The organism is Pelosinus sp. sgz500959, from assembly GCF_042610375.1.
Classification (GTDB): Bacteria; Bacillota; Negativicutes; order DSM-13327; family DSM-13327; genus CTSoil-075.
In genome coordinates this window covers 235,985-252,902 of sequence record NZ_JBGJZL010000005.1, presented here as the reverse complement: position 1 = coordinate 252,902, position 16,918 = coordinate 235,985, and the positions used below count along the sequence as shown (strand labels likewise).

14 protein-coding genes are annotated in these 16,918 nt (G+C 38.8%); 3 read left to right on the top strand and 11 right to left on the bottom strand.

What is annotated here, in order from left to right:
- Window positions 1-56: 56 nt before the first annotated feature.
- From ACAN52_RS10090 to ACAN52_RS10075, 4 genes are read right to left on the bottom strand one after another with little or no spacing between them, the layout of a single operon-like run.
- Window positions 57-1,271, bottom strand: a complete 1,215-nt coding sequence (locus tag ACAN52_RS10090) for an ABC transporter permease (protein ID WP_378954606.1) — start codon at window positions 1,269-1,271, stop codon at window positions 57-59.
- A 4-nt stretch (window positions 1,272-1,275) separates the two neighbouring features.
- Window positions 1,276-1,959 carry an ABC transporter ATP-binding protein gene (locus ACAN52_RS10085; RefSeq protein WP_378954604.1) on the bottom strand — a complete coding sequence of 228 codons (684 nt, stop codon included), beginning with the start codon at window positions 1,957-1,959 and terminating at the stop codon, window positions 1,276-1,278.
- A 15-nt stretch (window positions 1,960-1,974) separates the two neighbouring features.
- Complete coding sequence (locus tag ACAN52_RS10080; RefSeq protein WP_378954602.1) at window positions 1,975-3,072, bottom strand: efflux RND transporter periplasmic adaptor subunit; 1,098 nt, start codon at window positions 3,070-3,072, stop codon at window positions 1,975-1,977.
- Window positions 3,073-3,086: 14 nt separating this feature from the next.
- Window positions 3,087-4,364, bottom strand: a complete 1,278-nt coding sequence (locus ACAN52_RS10075; RefSeq protein ID WP_378954600.1) for a TolC family protein — start codon at window positions 4,362-4,364, stop codon at window positions 3,087-3,089.
- Between the two features lie 232 nt (window positions 4,365-4,596).
- Here ACAN52_RS10075 and ACAN52_RS10070 point away from each other — a divergent pair, with 232 nt between their 5' ends.
- The gene (locus ACAN52_RS10070) at window positions 4,597-5,850 is read left to right on the top strand and encodes an ATP-binding protein (protein ID WP_378954599.1); all 1,254 of its coding nucleotides are present in this window, start codon (window positions 4,597-4,599) and stop codon (window positions 5,848-5,850) included.
- Here ACAN52_RS10070 and ACAN52_RS10065 read toward each other — a convergent pair.
- From ACAN52_RS10065 to ACAN52_RS10035, 7 genes are all read right to left on the bottom strand, one after another.
- Complete coding sequence (locus tag ACAN52_RS10065) at window positions 5,816-7,096, bottom strand: sensor histidine kinase (protein WP_378954598.1); 1,281 nt, start codon at window positions 7,094-7,096, stop codon at window positions 5,816-5,818. The two genes, ACAN52_RS10070 and ACAN52_RS10065, sit on opposite strands and share 35 nt — an antisense overlap.
- Before the next feature lies 1 nt (window position 7,097).
- Window positions 7,098-7,772 (bottom strand): response regulator transcription factor, encoded by a 675-nt coding sequence (locus ACAN52_RS10060; RefSeq protein ID WP_378954597.1) that lies wholly within the window; start codon window positions 7,770-7,772, stop codon window positions 7,098-7,100.
- A gap of 146 nt (window positions 7,773-7,918) precedes the next feature.
- Window positions 7,919-9,160, bottom strand: a complete 1,242-nt coding sequence (locus tag ACAN52_RS10055) for a GDSL-type esterase/lipase family protein (protein WP_378954595.1) — start codon at window positions 9,158-9,160, stop codon at window positions 7,919-7,921.
- A gap of 278 nt (window positions 9,161-9,438) precedes the next feature.
- The gene (locus tag ACAN52_RS10050; protein WP_378954593.1) at window positions 9,439-9,729 is read right to left on the bottom strand and encodes a pyrimidine/purine nucleoside phosphorylase; all 291 of its coding nucleotides are present in this window, start codon (window positions 9,727-9,729) and stop codon (window positions 9,439-9,441) included.
- A gap of 207 nt (window positions 9,730-9,936) precedes the next feature.
- On the bottom strand, window positions 9,937-12,762 hold the full coding sequence (locus tag ACAN52_RS10045) for a hypothetical protein (RefSeq protein WP_378954592.1): 2,826 nt from the start codon (window positions 12,760-12,762) through the stop codon (window positions 9,937-9,939).
- The gene (locus ACAN52_RS10040; RefSeq protein WP_378954591.1) at window positions 12,755-13,411 is read right to left on the bottom strand and encodes a hypothetical protein; all 657 of its coding nucleotides are present in this window, start codon (window positions 13,409-13,411) and stop codon (window positions 12,755-12,757) included. The genes ACAN52_RS10045 and ACAN52_RS10040 overlap by 8 nt, the downstream gene beginning before the upstream one ends.
- 364 nt (window positions 13,412-13,775) lie before the next feature.
- A complete protein-coding gene (locus tag ACAN52_RS10035) occupies window positions 13,776-14,093 on the bottom strand; it encodes a pyrimidine/purine nucleoside phosphorylase (RefSeq protein WP_378954589.1) in 318 nt (105 codons plus the stop codon).
- Window positions 14,094-14,600: 507 nt separating this feature from the next.
- Between ACAN52_RS10035 and ACAN52_RS10030 the strand changes: the two genes are divergently transcribed.
- Window positions 14,601-15,098, top strand: a complete 498-nt coding sequence (locus ACAN52_RS10030; RefSeq protein WP_378954588.1) for a hypothetical protein — start codon at window positions 14,601-14,603, stop codon at window positions 15,096-15,098.
- 802 nt (window positions 15,099-15,900) lie between these two features.
- Window positions 15,901-16,722, top strand: coding sequence for a hypothetical protein (locus ACAN52_RS10025; protein ID WP_378954587.1), 822 nt, complete (start codon window positions 15,901-15,903; stop codon window positions 16,720-16,722).
- The last annotated feature ends 196 nt before the right edge of the window (window positions 16,723-16,918 follow it).

The window sequence follows — 16,918 nt, the reverse complement described above, 5'->3', positions numbered from 1 at the left end:
TAATAGGATATAGAACATATTCGATAACAAATGTCCAGACATGCTATATCACCTCCTTATTCATACCTCAATGCATCAATAGGATCTAATAATGCGGCCTTGCGTGCAGGATAGATTCCAAAAAATAAGCCAATCATGACAGAAAAACCAAAGGCTGCTGTAATGGCAAGAGACGAAATGATTGTCTTCCAGCCTGCAATGGCTGAAATTGCGTAGGATGAACCGACTCCTAACGCAATCCCTAGCAAGCCCCCCGCTACACTAATCACGACTGCTTCAATCAAAAATTGTAACAAAATATTGTAGTGCCTGGCTCCTAAGGCTTTGCGTATGCCAATTTCCCTAGTTCGCTCCGTAACAGATACCAGCATAATATTCATGATCCCAATACCGCCTACCAAAAGAGATAGACCAGCAACAATGCCGAGTAACAAAGTAATCATCCCTGTTGTCGCATCAGCAGTTGCCATGACTGCTACCATGTTGCGTACAGTAAAATCATCTGGTGTAGTCGATGCTAATTTATGACGGCTTCGTAGCAAAGCTGTAATATCTTCCTGAGCCTGATTAATCACATCAGTGCCTGTAGCCTGAACATTAATATTTTGAACATAGGTAATCCCCATCAACCTTTCCTGTGCTGTAGTTAAAGGTATGATCACCGTATCGTCCTGATCTCCACCACCAGCTGATTGTCCCTTCCCCTCTAATACGCCAACGACGCGAAAGGGTGATTTATTAATTCGAATGGTTTGCCCAATGGGTGCTACACCACCAAATAGATTATCCACTACTGTTTTTCCAATAACTGCTACCCTTGCCCGTGTTTCGATATCTTGATTGGTAAAAAAAGCACCTTCTTGTATCGTAAAGCTACGTATCCCTAGAATTTCAGGAGTTGTGCCTTGTATACTAGTTGTCCAATTCTGGTTACCGAAGACCACTTGATATTGACGGCTTACTGCCGGTGCCACTAAATTGATACCAGATATTTCACGTGCAATGGCAACTGCATCTTTTTCATTCAATGTAATTCCAGATCCAGCAGCTTGCCTCGCCCCTCCTACCGAAGGAGCACCAGGGGTAACGACAAGTAAATTACTACCAAGACCCGCAATTGAACTTTCTACTTTGTCACGAACTCCCATACCGATGGATACCATGGCGATCACTGCACCAACACCAATAATAATCCCTAACATGGTAAGCATCGCCCTGAGTTTATTGGCCCTAAGTCCATCTAAGGCAATGATAATGCTCTCGCCAAACATAGACTCACCTCACTTTCCAATCATCCCGCTCAATAAGTCCATCCCGAACATGGACAACCCGTTTAGCATACTCTGCAATCTCTGGTTCATGAGTTACTAGGATAATCGTCCGGCCCTCAGTATTAAGCTGAGAAAAAATAGCCATTACTTCATCACCTGACTTAGTGTCCAGATTACCTGTTGGTTCATCAGCCATAATAATAGTCGGATCATTAACCAATGAGCGAGCAATCGCTACACGCTGGCGCTGACCACCAGAAAGTTCATTGGGCCTATGATTCATTCGTTCTGCCAATCCTACCATTGTCAATACCTGGGCTGCTCGCTCCATACGTTCTTTTTTCTCCACCCCAGCATACACCATGGGAAGTGCTACGTTCTGTAATGTCGACATTCGTGGCAGCAGATTAAAACTTTGAAAAACAAAACCTATTTTTTGATTACGAGTCACTGCTAGTTCATCATCATTAAGCGTCGCTACTTCTTGGTTATCTAGCATATAAGAACCACTTGTCGGTCGATCCAAACAACCAAGTATATTCATCAAGGTGGATTTTCCTGATCCAGAGGGCCCCATAATTGCTGTAAATTCACCAGGGCTAATGTTTAATGTGAGACCAGCTAGTGCATTAACTTGTTCTCCACCTAAATGATACACCTTAGTCACATTAGAAAGTAAAATTGACATAATAAACGCCCTCCTCTAACGACCCATACCAGGAATCATAGGACCACCCTTGTTGCCACTTTGCCCACTACTTGCTGTTTGCACTTTAACCTGGGACGCCAAAATTTCATCCGTGTCCGTCACTCCGCTTAGAATCTCAATTTTATCATCACCAACGATTCCAGTTGTAACAGGTGTATTTTTTGTTTTTCCATTTTGAACCACCATCACATATTGCTGGCCATTATTCGTTTTAACAGCAGCTAATGGTACAACTAAGGAATTTTTACTTTCAGCCACACTAATTGAAACTCGCGCTGTCATTGTTGGTTTTAACAAATTATCCGCAGCATCTACATCAACGAGTACACTATAGTAAACCACATTGGATTGGACATTTGCTTTCTGAGAAACATTCGACACAACTCCACTGAAAGTTTTCCCTGGATAGGCATCGACTGTAAAAGTAACCTTTTGGCCTGTTTGTATTTTTCCAATATCTGATTCATCGACTTGTGTTTGAATTTGCATTTTTGACATATCAGCGACTGTTAATAATACCATGGGTGTGGATACACCAGGTGCTACCGCCTGACCGGCTGGTATAGGTTTTCCGATGACTTGTCCATTGATCGGAGCACGGATTACGGTTTCATTTAACTGAGATATGGCATCATCATAAGTGGCTTTAGCTACGCTATAATCCGTACGACTAGCATCTAGCTGCTGATCAGATACCGCCCCAATATCATGTAACTGTTGATTTCGTTCATAGCTACTAGATGCATTATTGAGACGAGCCTTAGCCTGATCAACTAATGCTTGCAAATGAGTATCATCAAGCACTAGCAAAACTTGCCCTGCTGTAACCAAATCATTTTCATGAACCTTCACTTCTTCAATCAAACCCGAAATCTTAGAACTTACATCAACGATATTAACAGGTGATATGGTACCTGTCGCTGAAACCATGGAAAAAATATCGCCTCTCTCTACTTTTATCGTTGGGCCCAGTGTAACTTGTGTCGGTTTACCTTTATATAGATAAATCCCACCTGCAACTGCTACGATGATAACCACTGTCACAATCAACCATTTTTTGTACTGTAAAACTTTTTTCCACATAAGCAGCATGGAATTCCCCCCTATCATTTCACTCCCAAACCAGCAGCTTTTTCTAATTTTGCTTTATTCACATTATAGTCATAAGACGCTTGCGTCGCGTTGGTATTTGCTTGGGTAAGAGCCATTTGTGCATCAATTACATCAATGTTTGTACCTACACCAGCATAATATTTTGCTTGAGAAGCTTTTAAATCTTCTGCAGCTTTACTGACTGCCACTTTAGATGTCTCAATTCGCGCTTCAGCTTCTTTCATACTCAAATAAGCTTGGCGAACTTCTAGTTCAATGCCTTGACGAATTTGTTGATCTCCTGCCTTGACTTTATCTTCATTGGCTTTGGCTTCCTTCACTTTGGAATTTGTAACTCCAGCATCAAAAATATTCCAACTTGCAGAAACGCCTATTGACCAATTATTATTTTGTCCTGGAAAATCTGAACCACTTAAGCCATCATTAGCGCTAACAGCCACCGTCGGCAATCGTCCGCTATCAGCAATTTTTATGCCTGTCGTAGCAATAGCAAGATTATCTTTAGATTGTGCAATTTCTGGGCGTTTTTCCTGAGCCATTTTAATGCTATCTTCCAATGACATATCATATTTCACATACGTTAAATCATCTTTCATGATATTTTGACTATCCATAGGCATACCTGTCATATTATTAAAACTGGCAACAGCGACATCATAGTTATTCTGCGCTTTAGTCAAATTTTGCTCAGCATTCGCTAATTCTACTTCTGACCGTAATAGATCGGACTTAGCAATTGTTCCTACTTGGTATTGAGCCTTAACATTCTTCAAATGCTGCGTCAAATTATCCACTGTTTCTTGATTGACTTTTACCACATTATGACCTTGTAATACATTGTAATATGCAGTCGTAGTATCTAACTTTAATTGTTCTTGCGCTTTGGTTACACCTAAACTAGCTACATCAGCATTGAGTTTTGCTTGATTGATCTGTCCTTCAACACGGCCACCAGTATATAAAGACCAGTTCAACTTTAATGAGTTGTTGAAGCTATCAGTTGGCGAAGATGAACCTGGAGATCGATTATAGCCACTCATCAAAGATAAGGTTGGCAGTTTACCCGCTTCATTTTCCTTGATACCCCAAGCAGCCTTTTCTTTATCAGCAATGGCCATTTGAATGGATGGATTATTTTTCAGAGCCATCGCAATACTATCATCTAAGGACAATTCTGGAATCTCAGCCATTGATATGCTTGTATTCAAAAGGAATAGACCTGTTGCTAAGGCAGATACTAAGGGCAATCGACGACATTTTTTTCTTGACATTCATTTTGTCCTCCTCACATTTTTACTATAAGTAATAGGCTAAGGCACATATACTATATGGTTTATTTCATTCTACAGTCCCATTTTTTGATTTCCTTTAGATTTTTAATGAAAAATAAAAGGCACCTTTGCAGGTGCTTCATAAGGTAGATATAAACATCACTTTACTTATGGATTTAATGAAACTATAATTGAATCTATCGTTAAAAATATAATAAAGTGGTGAATAGTGATGACAAAAATGACTTCAAACTTAGATCAATTGTTAATCTATCGAAATATTATAGAAGATGAACTTATTCAAAAGACTTGTGCTTTTTTGGCGACTACAAAAGAAAATCTACCTTTTGACTTATTTTATAAATTAATACAAAAATCTGAGCAATTAGGATTAACTGACAATGTTCTAAAATCTTATCTTGTTTATTTAATATCCTTGGATGAAAATACATTGAGTGTCATGGCAGAACAAACAGGCGGATACATTGGCAAAAGTCTCCGCCTTGCTGCATTACACGATCTTGCTATCTTAAAAAATTTTATTAATCAGGATCTTAGTTTCTTCGATACCCAAGATCTGCTCATCAATCATTACTTGCCTACAAACAATACAAGAAAACAGTATTTGGAGGAATTGACCCCTTACTTCCTCGATGAATCCAAAAGCGACTCACAAGAAAAAATCTTGGATAAACTCCTTCAGCATTATGTGAGCTATGGCTATGGAGAACTTGTAAATCACACGGCCTTTCGCTGGAATCGAGATAAAGGACTCGAAGGGATTGTCCACTGTGATCCAATTCAATTGAATGATTTAATTGGGTATGACCGGCAAAAAAAGGTCTTAGTCCAAAATACCGAGGCCTTTATCACTGGCAAACCGGCTTGCAATGTATTATTGACAGGGGATCGCGGCACTGGCAAATCCTCTTCCGTAAAAGCACTTGTCAATCATTATTCTTCTCATGGCCTGCGCCTTGTAGAAGTAGCGAAACATGATCTTCCCGATCTACATGGGATTTTAAAACAGTTAGGAAAATTAGGTAAAAAATTCATTATTTTCTTAGATGATCTTTCTTTTGAAGAATTTGAAATTGAATATAAACATTTGAAATCTGTTATGGAGGGTGGCATTGAATCTAAACCAAGCAATGTTCTCATTTATGCTACTTCGAATCGAATGCACTTAATCCGAGAAAGTTGGAATGATCGCACTGAAAAAAGTAACGATATTCAACATTTTGATACGGTCAATGAAAAGCTTTCTCTTTCTGATCGTTTTGGAATTACAGTAAGCTTCTTCTCCCCCACCCAAGATGAATACCTACGCATTGTAGAAGAATTAGCAAGAAAAAATAATATTACAATGCCCTTGGATCTATTGCGCTCAGAATCTTTAAAGTGGGAACGCTCTCACGCTGGTCGTTCAGGTCGAAAAGCACAACAGTTTATTACCCATGTGTTAGGGGAGGACAAGGCAGAGTAATGTGAAATTGGGTACCAACGCTTACCTGACTATCCACCCAGATTTTTCCTCGATGTTTTGCAACAATCCAATATGCGATTGCCAGACCAAGACCTGCCCCACCAGCCTCTCGGGAACGGACTTTGTCACCACGAAAAAAGCGATCAAAGATCTTCGGTAAATCGGTTGCTTCAATGCCGCATCCTGTATCACTCACCTCAATAAAAGCCATATTCGATTTCTTGTAACAAAGTAAGGAGATAGAACCACCGCTTCCAGTATATTTCAGAGAATTATCCAATAAGATAACGAATAATTGATGTAATCGTTCCTTATCACCTATTAATTCAATCTCCTCTTGCAAATCAAGCTGTAATCTAATATTTTTCATCTCTGCTAGGGGTTCAAACTGCTGGGCAACATGGATAATCACTTCACTGAGCATTAGAGGTTCTACTTGTATTTCAATTTGATTGGCATCTGCCCTCGCTAAAGTAAAGAGGGTTGAAACCAATTTACTCATTCGTATGGTTTCTCTGACCACATTAGTAATGCGAATCGTTTCTTCCTCAACTGTATGCTGGGGATGACGTAATAATAATTCTGCATTACTTTTGATTACCGCCAATGGAGTGCGTAATTCATGGGAAGCATCCGCTACAAACTGTTGCTGCTTTTCCCACGCTTCCCTGATTGGTACCAGAGCACGTTGGGCTAGGTAATAACCTGCAGGAATAATGACCATCATCCCTACCGCCTGCCCTATGAGAATAATAATCATAAAACGTCTCAAGATGGCTACTTCAGAATCAACAATACTAACAGCAATGATCTCTTCAATCTGACTCGGTTGAGAATTTCCTCGTTGCAAAATATTGTCACTATATTGATAAGGTAAACTCAGTATACGATAAACATGATTTTCAATTCTCCGTGTCTGCCACTGGCTGATTTGGCTCTTCTCAAAAAATGCGATAATCTCACTAATGCCTTCGATCGGAAAAGGATAAAGATTAACCATCCTTCCTTCTGTATCCCGTAACAAAATCAAAATACGCGGATCAAAAAAGACAGGCGGAATGAGCCCGCTAGTAGGACGACCATTATTAATATGAAAAGCCTCTACTTTGTGCTCCATCGCTCGATCAATATCATCAAATAGTTGGCGAGCGACATAGGTATACAGCATCACACCAAAAGCAATAAAAATGAATAAGAACACCATGGAATTAATGATCGTTAATCGCCGTAATGTTTTTTTGAACATGCTACTTGTCCTTGAGCATAAAACCAGCCCCACGCACAGTCTGAATGAAGTGGTCACGCCCATAAGGAGACATTTTTTTGCGCAAATAATGAATATATAAATCAACAATGCCGATTCCAGTCTCCGATTCTAAGCCCCATATACGATCAAAAACCTGCTCTCTGCTCAAAATTCGTTCCTGATTAAGAATTAGATATTCCAAGAGTTCATACTCTTTACTTGTCAACTGCAAGGGATGATCTCCGACAAAACCATCTTTTAGCTTAGGATGAACAGACACATCACCATAACAATGTTCCCCTTCTTTACCACCTATTCCTGTACGTCTAAGTAAGGCTTTAACTCTTACCAATAGTTCTGCTACAGCGAAAGGTTTCACCAAATAATCATCTGCTCCACTGTTAAATCCTATGACTTTATCTTCAATACTATCTTTGGCGGTCAAAAGTAAAATAGGTACAAAATTTCCTTGTGCCCGCACACGTCTGACAATGTCTAGACCATTCACCTCTGGCAGCATAATATCTAAGATCAATAAATCATGGATACCTTGCTCTGCCAAATATAATCCTTCATCACCAGTACCAGTATCCTCAATTAAATAATCACCTTCCCGTAATACAGCCACAACAGCCTCTCGTAACATCTGATCATCTTCTACAACTAAAATTTTCACTACTGTGCCTCCTTTCATCCCATGAATAGTTTATCCAAGTATTGATCTACTCATTTATGATGCCAAAAGAAAAACATTGAAAAATAGCCCTACAAACCTTTTTTCATAAAGGTTGTAGGGCTATTTTTCATGACTTCTCTCTGCTCTTATTTTAAACGATGATTTTTCAAAAAGGCATTGATAGAACCTGCCATAATTTTCTTCCCTGAGATATCAGGATGAAGTCCATCTTCAGCATATTCCACAGGAAGAATTCCATTTTGATCGACTAGTAATGAATAAGTTTCAATCGCGTTGGGTTGATTACGAATAAAATTATTCACTTTCTCTAATTCAACCTGCCAATTCTCAGCGGTGGGTTGACCAAATACTCGCTGTATTCTCTCTGGATTGATCGGAGGTAATGTCAAAAAGATCGGCGTTATCTGGTTGTCTTCACATTTTTCTTTGATGGTCTGTAAAGATTCAATAACACTTTCCCCTGATACACCACCACGAATGCTGTTACTTCCTCCCAGAACAAACAGATATTTGGGTTTAAACGGAAGGACCTCCGTATCAAAGCGTTCCACTAGCATTTCTGCTGTATCTCCGCTCTTACCCAAATTTTTTACTGGAAAAGGTAAGTAAGACACATATTCAAAGCGTTCATCCGAGGGCGGGTTTGAAATGGCTCCACCACCATGAGTGATACTATCACCAAAAACTGCCCACTTATAGTTACCTGTTTTAACAGTAAAAGAGATAGCATCGGAATAGGTTCCAATTGGTTCATTATCCCCATCTAATGCTCGAACTCGCCAATAATAAGTACCAGGTTCTACATACGGATGAGTATCATAACAATCAAATCCGCCTTCAACCATATAGGAACGTATGCGATACCGAGAAGCTTGTACGCCATTAGGGTTTTCTGGCGCACGACTCATAATTTCTACTTCATAACGCGTTGCTTCCAAAACAGGTATCCATCCATATACAGGATATAAGGGTGCAAGATGATTTTTCTTCAGAAAAACCGTTGGTGTTGGCTTTTGAGGATTGATCACGCCTTTTGATAAAGGGACTGGCGCAGAGAATTCGCCGACAGGATTTTTATCTAAATCTAAAGGGCGCGCCCGGTAGTATATTTTTTTAAGATTTTTATTCTCTAACAAGGATAGAGGAAGTTCCACCCCTGCCGTAGAAAGACCTGTTGTTCGATAAATAAGCTGTTCATTTGAAGCGCTTTTTTTACTTTTAATCGGTGTCGTAGCAATTTCTAATTCATAAGTAACAGCATCTACCCCATTTTCCCACAGAAGCTGTATTTTTCCATCTTGAGCATATCCAGTCACAGTCACAATACAATACATTGCAACTAATAACATTATTTTAACTATATTCACTGCCATTCATTCCTTTATCTTTTTTACCAAGTATACCATAATACGGGCTTCAATGGTAATGTCCATTTTTTTGAAATCTATAACTTGAATTAAACATTGTTAGCAAGAATTGTCGATACTCTATATTCCTATCAACGACAGACCCACAATATAGGGATTAAATTCTTTAAGTTAGCAGATGTAGGATCTTAAATAAAAAAGTGTACAGATGAGTTTAAAAATAAACTCATCTGTACACGTAACCTGCCCTTTGCCCTACTAAGTATATCTAGAGTCGATTAAAGCACTTCATATGAGCAGCAATAATCAGCTACGGCTTTTACCTGCAACTTAAAACGAGAATTAGCAGGAACATTAAAAGAATCTCCAGCACTGTAGGTCTGCCACTCTGTTTGACCAGGCAATAATACTTCCATTTCACCAGCCAAAATTTCCATCACTTCAGCAGCATCCGTGCCAAAATCATACCTGCTTTTCCCGGAATGCCTATGCGTGGTGGAGCAGCACGATTGATCTCCTACCCAGTAATAACAGGCCTTCAGAGTAAAATTACTGGTTTTACGTGACAAAATATTGTAAAACTATTTATTGCCTATCAATTGACAAAAAATCAGGTCATTCATGGGCTAGTAAATTGACAAAAAACACTGCCGTCTAGAATAATCCGTTCACTTGCGTGCTGGTAATCAAAAAAAGGCACTTCATTATCTGGTGTCTTCACTATCTAGTATAGATAGTAAGATTCCGCATAGAGCTTAATTTTATTATACTACCTACTAGCTTTCGTGATATTGGTGAAAACCGAGAATAACAAGTCTATTAATGGCTTCACGAGCTATAGCTTGAGTCTCAGTAGAATATTCTTTTGCCACTAAAAGAATAGCATTAATATTTTCGAGGCTAATGTACATTTTTTCTGAATTTGTAAGACTATTTAATATGGTTCTAAGGAATTTTATTGTATCTATCGGATGTTTTGCGGCTACACTTGCTAAAAATTCAAAACAAGAGAACAGAGGTTCTATAACAACCCCTCTAGAGATCAATTCATTTAGTTGGCAAAATACCCAGTCAGGCGGAAACTTATTTGATAAAACATACCAACTAAATGCTGTCAACTCATTTTTATGATTCTCTACTTCGCTCCCAATATCAGTACGTCTCTGCTCCCAATGTTCTTTTAATCTTTGTATTACTTCATCTCTAATATTATCTTCATGCTTTAATATTCTACCAATATGTGAAATCATAAAAGCATTTATACTATCCGATGATAAATTATAGAACTGACTTATAGGATTGTTCTCTTCTGCTAAGGGAAAAGCACCTAACGCATAAAGTTCTATTAGATGGCGACTTAGATTTTTAGATAGATCTTCCTCCGTTGCAAGGTCAAGCATATTTATCCAGCTTTCGTAACAAGGTTTAAGAATCTCGTACATCGTTAAATCAGGACTACAAGAGTTCAGATACCCTTGACACGCTGCATTATACAGAGGAGTTTTTGGGTTATCAATCGCAAATATTTTTGAAGTATTATCTCTAACCCATTCATAATCTATTTCAAGTAGATTCACGAACTTTTGGCCGTAAATTGATCGAATGCAGCAACAAGAATCGACTGTGGAATTGAGATGTTCTTCAAGAACTGCTTTACTTTCAGCGCAATATTCAAATCCCTTAATCTTTCTACCATCCTCATGGAATAATTTTTCATTATCACAAACCCATCGAGCGTAGGCTATCACCGAATATAAAGCAACTCCCCGGACAACATTTATTGATAATTCAGGTCCCATTTTATATCGTTGCTCATACTCCGGCGTAGGCTCTGGATCACTAGATAACTTCTCAATTATTGACCATATTGGTTTTCTAAGATCATATGAAATGCTATTTGTTGAAAGACCATCCTTTATTAAGAACGCTACGGACTTACGCGACCATCCCCAATCAGGGTCAGCATCAAGCATGTACTGGCTTATATCCGTTAGAGCATCCCGCCTTTGACTAACGATCCAGTCGCAAAAATAAACTATTTCTCCCCAGGCAAGTTCTTCGCCCCTTTGCTGTGCCAAATTGAAACCAGATATAACTGCTCGGGCATAAGTTGGGATGATTTGCTCAAAACCATCTAAATCAGAACTAAATTTTGCCGGATTTTTACTTATCACTACCTCTAATACCCTTGCTATACCTTCAGGCGTTGAACTATGCCATTCATTGCTGGGTTTCCAACTCGTCAAAAAGTTTACAATTTCAGTCACAGGCATCTCACTTATTTCCTCTACTGTTACAGGGCTCGTTGGACCTCTCCATGCTGTACTGTGATATGAAACAAAATCGGGGTGCTCAGACTTACTATATTTGTGTGACAAGAACTGGTATTTATCTTTCCATTCTACTGGCAGAAATCCAGCGATTGCTTCGAGTCTATCTAATTGCCAGCTCCCTATATGAAGATTAACTTCCTCTAGGGTTGGCTGACGATTGGATCTTTCGTTGTAATATTGTTTTATATTCTCAACATCTGGCCCTTCGTCGATCAATCCTAGTATTATTTCTTGTTTTGCCGAAGATAAGAGATTGAATTTTTTTGCCAAAAGATGAAAATATTCATATCGCATATCAATCGAAAAAAAATAATTATTATTTGTAAGTCTATTTTCAAGATCCTGAGGTGTGCATTCAAAGTGTTGTAGAAGATATAATGAAATACGCCTAAAAATGGGCCAATTAAATCCATCTAGAAACGTAATAAGATCAACTACTGTCATGATGCCTTCTTGGGCAATAGTAAAGCATGTATCTCGAAGTGCCTCGATCAGGGTCGCTCTGGCATCCGGATAATTTCCATTTTGTTCATGGTCTTCGATAGCGGGCCTCCAGGAATGGGAATAATCATAGGAGAAGTCTGTCAATTGACCGACCTCGACTAATACAGTTGTATTCAGAAGATGTACTAATAATTCCAGTAGCATTAACGGCTCCACCTTTATTAGTTCGGGAACCAGCCGTTTTATTCCCTCAATATATTCCCATTCGCCGTATTGAGGAGAGGCGTGTTGAGTTGGAGTTACTCCCAATTCTTTCGCCTTTTTCGGGTTCAAATCCGGGACTTCTTTTAAACACCATAATATCCCAGCTATATCAATCGCCCTTTTTGTTTTCCCATCTCGAATAAATCTTAATATTACGTCCTGTAGCTTCACCGGAATATTCAAATAAAAATGATCCTGTTCTTTCAGCCACTTTAATTCCCTTTTAATAACAGCTAAAGCATGGAAAATGTCAAGGTTTATTATAGCATCAAGAACATCTTCATGAACTCTTGGATTGTCCGTATCTTTCATCTCTAATAGCGCCTTAGCAACACTCGCGCTATCAAGATTCGCCATACGCGCCAAATATCTGGATTCCGGCCACGACCTGAATGCTAAATATTCACCTTTTTTTTCTATATCTGGAGCATCTCTAAAAAAACCCTTGGAAAGAAGCGGTTCTATCCAAACCGGAGAGCTTAGCTTTTCAAAAAAATATCGATGGTGCTCTGGTGTTTTTCTAATTTGGTCTATAGCTTTGTCAACCAGTACATTATCCAACCTTCTCGCCCTCCTGAATAATACTATCAATTATTGCAAAATCTTCAACTGAGCAAGGAGCTAGTCTATTGAGAAGGAATTGCTCCAACTCATATAACTTTTTATTAAAATCATCCTCTTTAACTTGGCCATGATGAGCTACGTTTTGAAAATATATATTTAGGTTATGCCATTCTTTCCAATTAATATCGTTTAATACCTGCGGCAATGGATATTCAACACCACACAGTTTCGTTAACAAAGGACCAATCTCATCAGCCTTTTTATTTTTTTTATCATCTAGCCAATTGATTGTGAAATTGTCTACTTTAATCAGCGCCTCGCCAAGTTTATTATCGATAGTACCGCTCCACTTACCGTCTTTATAGCATGCACTAGAATATGCAGTTTTTGCCCAATTTCTGCAAAGTGGCGTTATTATTTCAGCTACCTTTATGCCATGCTTGACCACTGCCACCTCAAGAAAGGAAGATGCTTTTTCCATTAACTCGCGCAGACTATGCGCAACTTGAGCCAATCTTTCTGGGTTATCATGGTGTTGCAACGTCATAATTGCGCCAAGATACATCTGCGCTAATTTCGACTGTTTTTCTTTTAACCGCTGATAGATCGCTAACTGATGAGACAAGGGGAATGTCGACTCTTTCATAAATCTTAACCTCATTTCAATCACATATACCGCATAAAGCCTGTTATGCTACTCTCCGGCTTATTGGAATGTCCAATCTATTTTACTCATTAATCACTAATTGTTGTTTTCTGTTAAATATTCCAATATCCTTCTATATAGGAACGGTTGCATTAAGTAAATGTACATAAAGAACGACACCAGGAAAATTACCTGGTGTCTTAGATATTATGGTATAGATAAAAAAGAAAGATCGGCAGTAATTATATACTACCGATTTGATTGTCCTTTCACCTTTTTTTGTGATCCAACACACCAAGTGAAAGGACTATCTCCTAGAATCGTTTTTGTTTTATTAGCAATAAGTATGCATCTACTTGTACATCTACTTATCTTCGTATGAGCAACAGTAATCGGCTACTATATGTACTTTAAGGCTAAAGCGAGAATTAGATGGAACCCAGAAGTTGTCTCCACCCTTATAAGTGCACCATTCGCTTTGCCCTGGCAGCAACACATCCAGCTCACCTGCCAGAATCTCCATTGTCTCGGCATTGTCTGTGCCAAATTCGTAATCACCGGGCAACATGATTCCAAGCGTTTTCTTGCTTCCGTCAGCAAATAGTACAGTACGACTGGTCACCTTGCCATCAAAATATACATTAGCTTTTGTTACTACGGATACATTATCAAATTGTTCCATCAGATATCCCTCCATACTATTACTAAGAAACCTTAAATTCATCTAAGTTTGACGACCCAATATGAATAGCGTTGTTGAACAATGTGTACATCTCCCATTTTATCATCCTGACATTAAACTGCAATAGCAAAGCAGTGCAAAATGATAAGAATAGCATAACATATGTAAGAATATTTTTTTAAAGTCGTCTGTTGCCTCAAATCCAATAGCTGCCCTAATGCATTAAAATGTTTGTGATGCACTCAATCTTTGCATTTTTTGTCGAGCGTAGTGCTTCAATTTTTGATAGAAAATTCCACATATTTTCTAGATTTCCTCTTCTGTATTCATATAAAACTCTTGATAATTTACTCATAAATGTAATTTCAAGGAAGAATTTACCATATTTTTCGCGAATCCTCATTTAATCGGTACAAATAACGTATATTTGAAAGCTTTATTTTTCTCTAACGTTTCTCATACATATAATTAATTTATTCTATATTAAATGGAGGCGATCTTCGATTTATGAGTATCGATCATTATATATCAGGTCCTCTAACAAGCCGCTTAGCGAGGTACAAACTTCCCAAGCATGTAATGACCAAGGTTACACAGGATATCTGGTGGCGGCTAACGTCACTAGCATCCATTTGGTCAGACGAACTAAACCGCGCCACTATATTATTCCCCAGTTTAGAAGAAGCAATTTTTTACGAACCGCTAACTGCATCAGTATCCATCCGTTGCCTCGTAAACTTTTGCGTCCGTAACAGCTTTTTAGAAGATTTATCAAGTGATAATCTTGCTCGAAAGTATGGACTTAACTGTCAGAGCCAGATCATTCCGGATACAGATATCCGTGTCTTTACTGAGGAAGCCATAAACTATTTCACTGATAATGATTTTAGCGCCGCCAGCGGTCACCGCATACCTAAAGATTACTCAATGAATGAATTAAAAAAAATTACCCATACGCGTATCGTGCCTTCCAGTCTTTGGCGACGAGTACGAGCCAAGAAATAAACTATGAGAAATACAACTCCACGCTAGATGTTATCACATTGCCGCCGAATATCTTACCGCATACCGGTCCTGATATTGGCAAAGATTGTATCGTTGCTAGTGGTATCTCTCCTTCGTTTGATGCTATGCTTATCGACGCACTTAGGAATAGAGCATCGACCAAACTTCCATTTTTACCGACTATTTTAAGATGGTCTCGCGGAATCCCCATAAACTCATGAAAGTAGTCGACTATCTTCTTCGAAACGGAAGCTCTTTCGTTACCGCTAACTATTACATACGCGACGGTTATGTCGCATCCCGCTATCCGCTGCTCCGACCAGCACACTACACAGATGAGACTCTCCCTAAGATGAAGGACCGTACCGGAGCACCCGATAGATTGGCAGAAATCCTTAACTCATTAGCTCAGTAACTCAATATTAATGAAGCGCTCGCATTGAAGCCTCATACGGTTAAATTCATTTCTTTTTTTAATTGAAATGGATTGCTTTTACCATATCACAAGTCTCACTAAATTATAATCAGAATTACTGCTGCCGTTATGGTCATCCATATTGGTACTTTAAATAGGTAATTGCCAGCGGATCTATTGGATCTTGAGATTTTACATCGCTGTACGATATCTTGAACCCTTCCTTGATTTTGTTCACTATCATCATCTCCGTAATTTGCCTACCCTTATCACATACATCTGATAAAGTGCTTTATAACGGCTTTGCAAAATTATCGGTACACTAAACCTAATAATTAACTGAATTGTGGTATAATTCTTCTTAATAGCATTAAGGAGATGATACTCATGCATAAAGAGTGGCTTGCTGCTTCCGGCCTCAGATTCAATAACGTCTATGAAGATGCGATCCGTCAACTTCGTTCAGACATTGGGCAAGCAATAAATGAATACGGTAACCGTGGTACTTTACATAGCTCTATGTTCTTAGGTCATCGTCATCGGACTGTTGCTGCTACTGCCAAGCAATTATCCCAAACGCGCCTCGATCTAGACCTGAATGCCCTTAAACAGAAGAATTTTACTGTAAAAGATCACACTGAACAGCTAATATCTAATCAGCGCACTCTTTTACAAGAGAAGTTGTGGAAGGATTACGTTTTATCGGATTATAAGCGCAATGGTCTTCAAAAATTTGCAACAGAGTGGGAGAATAGAATGTGGGAGGAGCTGAGCCATATTCTACATCAGGCGGAACGTCTGATTGGAGCCTCAGCCTTAGAGCACGAACCTGTATCTGAGCCAAAGGATGAACCTACAACCTTTATTAACTATGGAATATATGCCATTGCGAATGATAATGGCACCGTCAATGCTACACTCATTAACAATAATGCAGAGATAAAACAACTAGCAGTCAAGCTTGTAGAACTGTTAAAGCCATCGCAATTACCAGCAGAATTAAAAGAAGAAGCTATTGATCTAGCTGAGACTATTGCAGATCAAGCCTCATCTGGTCAGCCTAAGAAGAGCATTCTTAAAGCTTTTGGTGAGAAGATTAAGCTCATTAAGGATACATTTACTGGGACTGACGCGATGTTACACGCCTCTCAGGACTTGTACAACACCGCAAGCCAATTAGGTGAATTGATAGGCCGTTCTATGAGTTAGCATCTTCTTATAATTCAGGCCACTCTTTGCCTAATCTATCTTCATTCAAGTTACGTCTTTTTGTCATTATCCTGCGTCCAGAGATTCTGTCATCACAAACAAATATGAGTTTATCAGGTTGAGTAGAAGGTTAAAAGGCATGGTATAATTACTGTTAATTAGTAAACATATCAAATTAATGACAAAAACGCACCAA

What these genes read in the sequence shown, in the direction of transcription:
- ACAN52_RS10090 (WP_378954606.1), bottom strand. Translation starts at nt 1,271, where the DNA reads ATGTTTGGCGAGAGCATTATCATTGCCTTAGATGGACTTAGGGCCAAT.
- ACAN52_RS10085 (WP_378954604.1), bottom strand. Translation starts at nt 1,959, where the DNA reads ATGTCAATTTTACTTTCTAATGTGACTAAGGTGTATCATTTAGGTGGA.
- ACAN52_RS10080 (WP_378954602.1), bottom strand. Translation starts at nt 3,072, where the DNA reads ATGCTGCTTATGTGGAAAAAAGTTTTACAGTACAAAAAATGGTTGATT.
- ACAN52_RS10075 (WP_378954600.1), bottom strand. Translation starts at nt 4,364, where the DNA reads ATGTCAAGAAAAAAATGTCGTCGATTGCCCTTAGTATCTGCCTTAGCA.
- ACAN52_RS10070 (WP_378954599.1), top strand. Translation starts at nt 4,597, where the DNA reads ATGACAAAAATGACTTCAAACTTAGATCAATTGTTAATCTATCGAAAT.
- ACAN52_RS10065 (WP_378954598.1), bottom strand. Translation starts at nt 7,096, where the DNA reads ATGTTCAAAAAAACATTACGGCGATTAACGATCATTAATTCCATGGTG.
- ACAN52_RS10040 (WP_378954591.1), bottom strand. Translation starts at nt 13,411, where the DNA reads ATGAAAGAGTCGACATTCCCCTTGTCTCATCAGTTAGCGATCTATCAG.
- ACAN52_RS10035 (WP_378954589.1), bottom strand. Translation starts at nt 14,093, where the DNA reads ATGGAACAATTTGATAATGTATCCGTAGTAACAAAAGCTAATGTATAT.
- ACAN52_RS10030 (WP_378954588.1), top strand. Translation starts at nt 14,601, where the DNA reads ATGAGTATCGATCATTATATATCAGGTCCTCTAACAAGCCGCTTAGCG.
- ACAN52_RS10025 (WP_378954587.1), top strand. Translation starts at nt 15,901, where the DNA reads ATGCATAAAGAGTGGCTTGCTGCTTCCGGCCTCAGATTCAATAACGTC.